Origin of the sequence: Comamonas guangdongensis (genome assembly GCF_041079535.1) — a bacterium.
GTDB lineage: Bacteria > Pseudomonadota > Gammaproteobacteria > Burkholderiales > Burkholderiaceae_C > Comamonas > Comamonas guangdongensis.
Genome location: NZ_JBFYGN010000047.1, coordinates 1 through 9574 on the forward strand (window position 1 = coordinate 1; position 9574 = coordinate 9574).

General features: G+C 62.5%; 10 protein-coding genes. 5 read left to right on the forward strand and 5 right to left on the reverse strand.

The window, feature by feature from the left end; translation table 11 throughout:
- Positions 1-132: 132 nt before the first annotated feature.
- From AB6724_RS21385 to AB6724_RS21405, 5 genes are all read right to left on the reverse strand, one after another.
- Complete coding sequence (locus AB6724_RS21385) at positions 133-783, reverse strand: thiol:disulfide interchange protein DsbA/DsbL (RefSeq protein ID WP_369340558.1); 651 nt, start codon at positions 781-783, stop codon at positions 133-135.
- 148 nt (positions 784-931) lie between these two features.
- Positions 932-1645 (reverse strand): SPOR domain-containing protein, encoded by a 714-nt coding sequence (locus tag AB6724_RS21390; protein WP_369340559.1) that lies wholly within the window; start codon positions 1643-1645, stop codon positions 932-934.
- 30 nt (positions 1646-1675) lie between these two features.
- Entirely contained in the window at positions 1676-3385 is a 1710-nt protein-coding gene (argS, locus tag AB6724_RS21395; protein ID WP_369340560.1) for an arginine--tRNA ligase, read from the reverse strand.
- An 80-nt stretch (positions 3386-3465) separates the two neighbouring features.
- A complete protein-coding gene (locus AB6724_RS21400) occupies positions 3466-3912 on the reverse strand; it encodes a DUF2214 family protein (protein WP_369340561.1) in 447 nt (148 codons plus the stop codon).
- Between the two features lie 87 nt (positions 3913-3999).
- Positions 4000-4935 carry a LysR family transcriptional regulator gene (locus tag AB6724_RS21405; RefSeq protein WP_369340562.1) on the reverse strand — a complete coding sequence of 312 codons (936 nt, stop codon included), beginning with the start codon at positions 4933-4935 and terminating at the stop codon, positions 4000-4002.
- A gap of 486 nt (positions 4936-5421) precedes the next feature.
- On the opposite strand from AB6724_RS21405, the gene AB6724_RS21410 reads away from it, so the two are divergent.
- From AB6724_RS21410 to AB6724_RS21430, 5 genes are all read left to right on the forward strand, one after another.
- Positions 5422-7614 carry a malate synthase G gene (locus AB6724_RS21410; protein WP_369340563.1) on the forward strand — a complete coding sequence of 731 codons (2193 nt, stop codon included), beginning with the start codon at positions 5422-5424 and terminating at the stop codon, positions 7612-7614.
- A 183-nt stretch (positions 7615-7797) separates the two neighbouring features.
- Positions 7798-8028: a cysteine-rich CWC family protein gene (locus AB6724_RS21415; protein WP_369340564.1), complete on the forward strand. Its 231-nt coding sequence runs from the start codon at positions 7798-7800 to the stop codon at positions 8026-8028.
- A 40-nt stretch (positions 8029-8068) separates the two neighbouring features.
- Positions 8069-8257, forward strand: a complete 189-nt coding sequence (locus tag AB6724_RS21420; protein WP_283486450.1) for a 4-oxalocrotonate tautomerase — start codon at positions 8069-8071, stop codon at positions 8255-8257.
- 6 nt (positions 8258-8263) lie between these two features.
- Positions 8264-8482, forward strand: a complete 219-nt coding sequence (locus AB6724_RS21425) for a 4-oxalocrotonate tautomerase (protein ID WP_369340566.1) — start codon at positions 8264-8266, stop codon at positions 8480-8482.
- Positions 8483-8580: 98 nt separating this feature from the next.
- Positions 8581-9348 carry a class II glutamine amidotransferase gene (locus AB6724_RS21430; protein ID WP_369340565.1) on the forward strand — a complete coding sequence of 256 codons (768 nt, stop codon included), beginning with the start codon at positions 8581-8583 and terminating at the stop codon, positions 9346-9348.
- Positions 9349-9574 lie beyond the last annotated feature (226 nt).

The following is a 9574-nucleotide window of genomic DNA, read 5'->3' on the forward strand; positions in this document are numbered from 1 at the left end:
CGACAGTCCTACATGTACGTTGGACTGGCGGGAAATATGGAGAGTTCAACACTGAACGCAGACAGAGCCTAAAAAAAGCCCGCGCTTGCGGCGGGCTGCTCCGGCATCCAGCGCCAGCGGCGCCGCGGCCGCTCAGGCCTTGCGGCTGGAGGCGATCAGCGCGTTGACCACGCGCAGCACGTTCTCCATATTGCCGGCCTTGGTGCCGTCCGTATAGTAGCGGCCGGCCACGCCCATGGCGGGCACGCCTTCGACGTCGTACTCGTTCTGCAGCTGGGTGGCCTTGCGCACCTGGTTGGCCACGGTGAAGGAGTTGTAGACCTCCTTGAACTTGGCCAGATCCACACCCTGCTTGCCGATCCAGTCGAAGATCACGTCATCGGTCGCCAGGCGGTTGCGCTCCACATGGATCGCGCGGAACACCTTGGCATGCAGCGTGGGCAGCAGGTTCATGCCTTCCAGCGCAAAGTACAGCTTTTGCTGGGGCACGAAGCTGGCGTTGAAGGCCACGGGGATGCGATGCACCACCACGTCGGCGGGCACGGACTTGGCCCAGGCTTCGAACTGGGGCTCGAACGCATTGCAGTGCGGGCAGCTGTACCAGAAGAACTCGATCACCTCGACCTTGCCAGCGGGAGCGCTGACGGTCGCAGGCTTGCCGAGCTTGGCGTAGTCCTTGCCTTCCTTGAAGCCTGCGGCCTGGGCCCAGCTGGAAGAGGTGCCCAGCGTCAGCGCGCTGGCAGCGGCAGCCGAAGCAGCCAGGGAAAAATCGCGGCGTTTCATCTCAACAAACTCCTTGAGTTCAAGTCTGCAATATCTGAGGCGCCTGCCTCGCAAAAGTTCAACCAGCACACCCCGAGCAAGAGACGGCCAGCAAGGGCCGCCCCGCAGTCCCCCTTGGGGGAAGCCGCGCAGCGGCTCAGGGGTGACGCTACTTCGCCGCCCGCACCAGCGTGGAATCCACGCCGGCGCCGTCGAGCTTGCCCTTGAGCTGCTCGGCGTCGTCACGCTTGCTGAACGGACCCACGCGCACCCGGAACACGGTGATGCCGTTCTGCTCGCGCTCGCTGATGCGGGCCTCCCAGCCCAGCATGGCCAGCTTGGCGCGCTGGGCCTCGGCCTCGTTCTGGCGGCGGAAGGCGCCGGCCTGCACAAAGTAGTTGAAGCCCGAATCCGCGGATTGGGCCGCCTGGGCAGCCTTCTCCTTCTCGGCCCGGGCCTTCTCGGCCTTGTCGGCCGCTGCCGAGCGCTCCTTGACCAGATCGCCCAGAGGATCGGCGGATGCCGGCTTGCTCGGCTTGTCGGGCTGCGCGGCCGGCGTTGCGGCAGGAGTGCTCACTCCGCCCGTAGCCGTAGGCTGTGAAGGAGTCGTGGCAGGCGGCTGCTCCGCGCCCGTATCGCTGGGCGCGGCGGGAGCGGCGACGGGCGGCGGTGCAGGCTGGCGGCTCTGCAACGGGGCATTGGGATCCCAGTTCTTGTTGCGCTCGGCCTCGGCCGCATCACGCTCGGTGTTGTTGCCGCCCTTGTTCAGAAAAGGCACCGGCACCTTGGTCACATAAATGGCCACGGCCAGGGCTGCGGCCAGGCCGATGACCATGCCAAAGATCAGCCCCAGTATGGTGCCACCGCGTTGCTGCTGCTTCATAAGTCGCTTTGTTTCCGCTTCAGGCTTCAGTTACATGCGCTCGGGTGCGTCCACACCCAGCACGGCCAGACCATTGTGCAACACCTGGGCGGTGGCGGCGACCAGGGCCAGGCGCGCAAGCTTGAGCTTTTCGTCGTCGACCAGAATGCGCTCGGCGTCGTAGTAGCTGTGGTAGCTCGAGGCCAGATCGCGCAGATAGAAGGTCACGTCGTGCGGAGCATTTCCATCGGCGGCGGCCGTCAGCATCTCGGGGTACTTGGCCAGCAGCAGCATCAGGGCCTGGGCCTGGGGGCCTTCGAGCGCCGACAGATCCACGTTCTTCAGGGCCTCGACGCCGGCGCCACCCTGCTCCTGCCAGCCGCGCAGCACGGACTGGATGCGCGCATGGGCGTATTGCACGTAGTACACGGGGTTGTCGTTGTTCTGGGCCACGGCCAGATCCACGTCGAAGGTGTACTCGGTATCGGGCTTGCGGCTCAGCAGGAAGAAGCGCACGGCGTCCTTGCTGGTCCACTCGATCAGGTCGCGCAGCGTCACATAGGAGCCCGCGCGCTTGCTGATCTTGACCTCTTCGCCGTTGCGCACCACGCGCACCATGGTGTGCAGCACATAGTCGGGATAGCCGGCGGGAATGCCCACGTCGGCGGCCTGCAGGCCGGCACGCACGCGCGCGATGGTGCCGTGGTGGTCCGTGCCCTGGATGTTCACAACCTTGGTGAAGCCGCGCTTGAACTTCTGGATGTGATAGGCGACATCGGGCACGAAGTAGGTGTAGTTCCCGTCGGTCTTGCGCATCACGCGGTCCTTGTCGTCACCGTAGTCGGTGGACTTGAGCCACAGAGCGCCGTCCTGCTCGTAGGTATGGCCGTTGGCGATGAGACGCTGTACCGCATCCTCGACATAGCCGTTGGTGTAGAGGCTGGACTCCAGGTAGTACTGGTCGAACTTGAGGTTGAACGCCTGCAGATCCTTGTCCTGCTCGTTGCGCAGATAGGCCACGGCAAAGTTGCGGATGTTCTCGTAATCCTCGACATCGCCGTTGGCCGTGAATTCGCGGTCGTCGGCCCTGACGGTTTCCTTGGCCAGGAAGGCGTTGGCGATGTCCTGGATGTAGTCGCCGTTGTAGAAGTTCTTGGCCAGCGGGTTCTCGCTGTCGGTGGGCCAGCACTCGTCGCCGGGCTTGAAGCCCTTGGCGCGCAGCTGCGTGCTCTTGGTCAGAGTGTCGATCTGCACGCCCGCGTCGTTGTAATAGAACTCGCGGTGCACCTTCCAGCCCTGGGTGGAATACAGGTTGCTGATGGCGTCACCGATCGCGGCCTGGCGGCCGTGACCCACGTGCAGCGGGCCCGTGGGGTTGGCCGAGACGAACTCGACCAGAATGTTCTCGCCGCGGTCGGCCCGATAGCCGAACCTCGCTCCTTCAGCCAGCACCTCGCGCACCACCTGCTGCTTGGCAGCGGGCTTGAGGCGGATGTTGAGAAAGCCGGGGCCGGCGATTTCGATGGCATCCACCCATTGCTGGAAGGCAGCTGTAGCTTCCAGCGCCGTCTTGAGCTGTTCGCCCAGGGCACGCGGATTGGCCTTCAGAGGCTTGGCCAGCTGCATGGCCGCCGTGCAGGCGAAGTCGCCATGGGCTGCCACTTTGGGATTTTCAAACGCAGCGCGTGCGCCGGCGCCGGGCGAGAGTGTTTCGAGCTCGCCAGCCAGAGCTGCGAGCAATTCCTGTTTGACGGAGAGCATCGGGCGATTTTACGTGGCTGCCCCGATCCGCGCTGCCAAGCTGGATTGCGTGCACGCAACAAGTGCTTGCGCAGGCCCGATTACATGCCGCGCGCCCAGAAGATGGCGATCACGGCGATCACCGGAATCACATGGCCTTGCCACATCACCCAGCGACGGGTTTGTGCGATTTCTGCGGCTGCGGGCAGCTGGCCGCCGGCGTCCAGAGCCTTCTTCCAGCGGCGGAAGGTGAAGGTGGGCTTGAGCGAAAGCAGAAAAGCGAGGACGAACAGAGTCATCTTGATGTGGAACAGCGGCGAGGCCACATAGGTCGCCGGACCCTTGACGCCCCAGAACAAGCGCGCCAGCCCCGTGAGCAGCAGGATGACGGCGACGATGCCGTAAATCATGTCCAGCCGCGCCAGGCGCTGCACCACGGCGGCATTCATCCATTCCACACGGCACAGGGCTGCCTGGCTGGTCAGAAACACCACCAGGGTCAGAAGGGCTAGCAGATGCAGGCTGGCAAGAATGGCTTCAAAGGTCATGGCTAAGGCTGGAAGTTGGCAGGACTGGCGGAAGCCGAGAGCAGGCCCTCGGCGGAGGCCGGCCCATTCTCCCCCTTTCCGCCCGGATCAGGCCAGCAGCCCGTTGCGAAAGAAATCCGGCTGGTTGTAATGGTGCTTGAGATAGTCGATCCACATGCGCACGCGCAGCGGCATGTGCTTGCGCTGGGGAAAGACCACGAAGATGCCGTTGGGCGGTGCTGCAAAGTCCTCAAGCACCGGCACCAGATGTCCGGCGGTGATCTCGGCCTCCACCTCCCAGGTGCTGCGCCAGGCAATACCCCAGCCGCCCAGGCACCAGTCGTGCAGCACCTGGCCGTCGGAGCAGTCCAGCGGACCGCCTGGCTTGAAGTGCACGACCTCGCTGCTACCGCTTTCGGGATGGGGGATGCGGAAGGCCCAGCCGCGGGTCTGCGAGGCATCGCTGGACAGGGTCAGGCAGTCGTGCTGGGTCAGCTCGCTGGGGTGCTTGGGAATGCCGCGGCGCTCCAGATAGCCTGGCGTGGCCACGCACAGGCGGCGGTTGTCGGCAATGCGCACGCTGACCAGAGCCGAGTCGGGCAGATCGCCCACGCGCACCGCGCAGTCGAAACCCTCGCCGGCCAGATCGACCACCCGGTCCGAAAGGTTCAGCGAGATCGTGACCTCGGGATGCAGATCGCGGAAGCGCGGCACCAGCGGCGCCACATGGCGGCGGCCGAAGCCGGCCGGGGCCGTGATGCGCAGATGGCCCGTGGCCTTGACCCCGCCCGCAGACACGCTGGCCTCGGCATTCGCCACATCGGACAGCAGGCGCTGGCAATCTTCGAGGAACGCGCTTCCTTCATGCGTGAGCGAGATGCGGCGCGTGGTGCGCACCATGAGCTTGACGCCCAGATGCTCCTCCAGTGCATCGAGACGCCGTCCCATGATGGCCGGCGCCACGCCCTCGGCCTTGGCGGCGGCCGTGAGGCTACCCCTGGTCGCTACCGATACAAAAGACTCAAATGCCTTGAGTTTGTCCATGACCGCTGCTCCTGTCTGGTCCGTGTTGTCTCCTGTGCGGCCCCTCCGGCCCGGCCGAAACAGCTGCCGCACAAGCAGCTTGATCGCTCAAATGTTTTTATAAAAAGTCATTGCGCCGCAATGGTCAGCTGCTAGCGACATGGAAGCAGCCGGGCACCGAGGCCGTTGCTTCGGCGCTTGAGGCCCGAAACAACGGCCCATATCTTAACTAGAAGTCACAAATTGCAAAGAAATCTTCGGTGTTTATATACGTTTCAATCAAAAATTTACCGATATTTTCGACTCGGCATATCGCTTATTCGCCAACGCTATGGGTGCAGCCGGCATCCGGAACCTGGCAAGCCACGAATTGAATATAAAAACATCACTAGTTTTAAACTTTTTTGGTTGTTTATGTACTCAAAGAATTCAAATACAGTGCATGGACAAGCTGCCCATGGTGGGCAATGACTACCGAATTTCAGAGACATCAACCAGAGGTTTCCAATGACTGATCGCACTCAAGTCCACGGCCTGCAAGTCGCCACCGAGCTGTACAACTTTGTGAACACGCAAGTGCTTCCTGGCACCGGCGTGAACCAGGAGTCCTTCTGGAAGGGCTTCGACGAAATCGTCGCAGACCTGGCTCCCAAGAACGCCGCCCTGCTGGCCGAACGCGACCGCCTGCAAGCCGAGCTGGACACCTGGCACAAGGCCAACCCCGGCCCCATCACCGACATGGCGGCCTATCGCCAGTTCCTGACCACCATCGGCTATCTGGTCGAATCGCCCAAGGGTGCCAAGGCCACGACCGAGAACGTCGACGCCGAGCTGGCCATCCAGGCAGGTCCCCAGCTGGTGGTGCCCATCCTGAACGCCCGCTATGCACTGAACGCAGCCAACGCCCGCTGGGGTTCGCTGTATGACGCGCTGTATGGCACCGACGTGATCAGCGAAGAAGGCGGCGCCGAAAAGAGCAAGGGCTACAACCCCGTGCGCGGCGCCAAGGTGATCGCATTCGCGCGCAACTTCCTGGACCAGGCCGTGCCTCTGGCTGCCGGTTCGCACAAGGATTCCGCAGGCTACGCCGTTGAAGGCGGCAAGCTGGTGGTGACGCTCAAGGACGGCAGCAAGACCGGCCTGAAGGACGCTGCCAAGTTCATCGGCTACCAGGGCGATGCTGCAGCCCCTTCCTCGGTGCTGCTGAAGAACAACGGCATCCATATCGACATCATCATCAACAAGGCAACGCCCATCGGTGGCTCCGACGCGGCCGGCGTGGCCGACGTGGTGGTGGAAGCCGCCCTGTCCACCATTCTGGACCTGGAAGACTCCGTGGCCGCCGTGGACGCCGAAGACAAGATCAACGGCTATGCCAACTGGCTGGGCATCCTGAAAGGCACGCTGACCGAGACCTTCGCCAAGGGCGGCCAGCAAGTCACCCGCGGCCTGAACGCCGATCGCGAATACACGGGCGCCAACGGCCAGAGCGTGAAGCTGCACGGCCGCTCGCTGATGTTCGTGCGCAACGTGGGTCATCTGATGACCAACCCCGCCATTCTGTGGGGCGCCGAAGGCAAGGAAATCCCCGAAGGCATCATGGATGCGCTGGTGACTACTGCCATCGCCATTCATGACCTCAAGGGCAATGGCGTGGGCGGCATCAAGAACAGCCGCACCGGCAGCGTCTACATCGTCAAGCCCAAGATGCACGGCCCCGCCGAAGCCGCTTTCGCCAACGAATTGTTCGGCCGCGTCGAGAAGGTGCTGGGCCTGCCCGAGAATACGGTCAAGCTGGGCATCATGGACGAAGAGCGCCGCACCTCGGTGAACCTGAAGGCCGCCATCGCCGCTGCTCCGGCCCGCGTGGCCTTCATCAACACCGGCTTCCTGGACCGCACCGGCGACGAAATGCACACCGCCATGTACGCCGGCCCCATGGTGCGCAAGGCCGACATGAAGACCTGCGCCTGGTTGCCTGCTTACGAAAAGAACAATGTGCTGGTCGGCCTGGGCATGGGCCTGCGCGGCCGCGCCCAGATCGGCAAGGGCATGTGGGCCATGCCCGACCTGATGAAGGCCATGCTGGAGCAAAAGATTGCCCAGCCCAAGGCCGGCGCCAACACCGCCTGGGTGCCCTCGCCCACGGGCGCCACGCTGCACGCTCTGCACTACCACCAGGTCAACGTGGCCGAAGTGCAGCAAGAACTGGAAAAGACCGATGCCGATGCCGCACGCGACGACCTGGTCAACGCCATTCTGCAAGTGCCCGTGTCCACCAACCCCAACTGGACCGACGCCGAGAAGCAGCAGGAAGTGGACAACAACGTCCAGGGCATCCTGGGCTATGTGGTGCGCTGGGTGGACCAGGGCGTGGGCTGCTCCAAGGTGCCCGACATCCACAACGTGGGCCTGATGGAAGACCGCGCCACACTGCGCATCTCCAGCCAGCACATCGCCAACTGGCTGCAGCACGGCATCGTGACCGAAGCCATGGTTCGCGACAGCTATGCCCGCATGGCCAAGATCGTGGACGAGCAGAACGCCGGCGACGCCGCCTACAAGAGCCTGGTGGCCAACTCGGGCGGCGCTGCCTTCCAGGCCGCTCTGGACCTGGTGTTCAAGGGCAAGGAACAACCCTCCGGCTACACCGAGCCCCTGCTGCACGCCTGGCGCCTGAAGGTCAAGGCCGGCGCTTAAAGCCAGCCCACCCGGCCGCTCCTTCAATCAGAGCGGCTGGCACATATCCTTCTTGCGATTCAGGCTGATTCAAAGGTCAAATCCATCAAGGACATGCGCGAACAGCTATCAAAGATGCACTCCATGTCCGTACATCGAGTGCATTTTTCTTGGTGATTGCGGCGTGCCACCTACACTGGAGCAATGTCCTCTCCTGTCACCAAGAACCAGCCCCTGGATATCAGCCTCTGCCCTCTGTGCGGCCAGGCCAACCAATGTGCTATCAGCGCTGGCCTGCCTCCCGAAAGCTGCTGGTGCATGCAGACCACAGTCTCCCAGCAAGCCTTGGCCCGGCTGCCTTCCGAGGCACGCGGCAAACGCTGCATCTGCCCGGCCTGCGCACAAGACATTCCCAGCGATTCCAACCACACCTGAGCCCCAGACACAGGTATTTTCAGCACCACAGGAGACCCTGATGCCCACCTATCACATTGAACTGTTTGAAGGCCGTACCGTCGAGCAAAAGCGCAAGCTGGTCGAAGAAGTGACCCGCGTGACCGCCGAAGTGCTGGGCAGCGCGCCCGAGTCCGTGGACATCATCATCACCGACGTAAAACGCGAAAACTGGGCCACGGGCGGCAAGCTCTGGTCCGAGCAAGCCTGACTTATCATCGGCGCATCATTTACCAGGAGAAAACCCATGCCCACCTACCACGTTGAAATGATGGAAGGCCGCACCGTCGAGCAAAAGCGCAAGCTGGTCGAGGAAATCACCCGCGTCAGCGTGGAAGTGCTGGGCGGTTCGCCCGAATCGGTGGACATCATCATCACCGACATCAAGCGCCACGACTGGGCTACGGGCGGCAAGCTCTGGTCCGAGCGCCAGTAAGCGTCTGATCTATCGAAAGCAGCCCCGGCTGCTTTTTTTCATGCCTGGGCGCCAGCTTGGGCTATAACGTTTTTTTGCTCAGAAGATGTGACGACCCCATGTGCCAGCTGCTTGGAATGAACTGCAACACGCCTACCGATGTGCGCTTTAGCTTTTCGGGCTTTACCCAGCGCGCAGGCAATACCGGCGATCACACCGACGGCTGGGGTATCGCATTTTTCGAGGACAAGGGCCTGCGCCATTTCGTCGACCACGAGCGCGCCATCGACTCGCCGGTCGCCAAGCTGATCCGCGAATACCCGATCAAGAGCACCAATGTCATCGCTCATATTCGCAAGGCGACGCAAGGCGTGGTCAGCCTGCAGAACTGCCACCCTTTTGTGCGCGAGCTATGGGGTCGCAACTGGGTGTTCGCCCACAACGGCGATCTCAAGAATTTCGCACCCAAGCTGCATGCCCATTTCCACCCGGTCGGCAACACGGACAGCGAGCTGGCCTTCTGCTGGATCATGCAGGAGCTGTGGAAATCCCATGCGGGCCTGCCCAGCGTCAAGGAGCTTACCCACACGCTGCACGAACTCGCAGCCAAGATTGCACCCCATGGCACTTTCAACTTCCTGCTCTCCAACGGGGAAGCGCTCTGGGCCCATGCCACCACCCATCTTTGCTACATAGAACGGCAGCATCCGTTCGCCCAGGCCTATCTGTGCGACGAAGATCTCAGCGTGGACTTCTCCCGCGAGACCACGCCACAGGACAAGGTCGCCATCATCGTCACTGCGCCTCTGACCCATAACGAGACCTGGACCTCCATCCGTTCGGGCGAGCTCAAGGTATTCACCCAAGGGCAATGCCTCGATATCTAGAGGCTGCAGTACCGGCCAAATAAAAAGAGAGCGCCTCGCGCTCTCTTTTTATGGATGGTCTTCAGCTGCGCTTTTTGGCGGCCTAGCACTGGCCGCCTTTCACACGGGCAATAAAAAACCCCGCAGCCTTGAGGACTGCGGGGTTTTCACTGTAAGAGCCTGACGATGACCTACTTTCACACGGGAACCCGCACTATCATCGGCGCAAAGTCGTTTCACGGTCCTG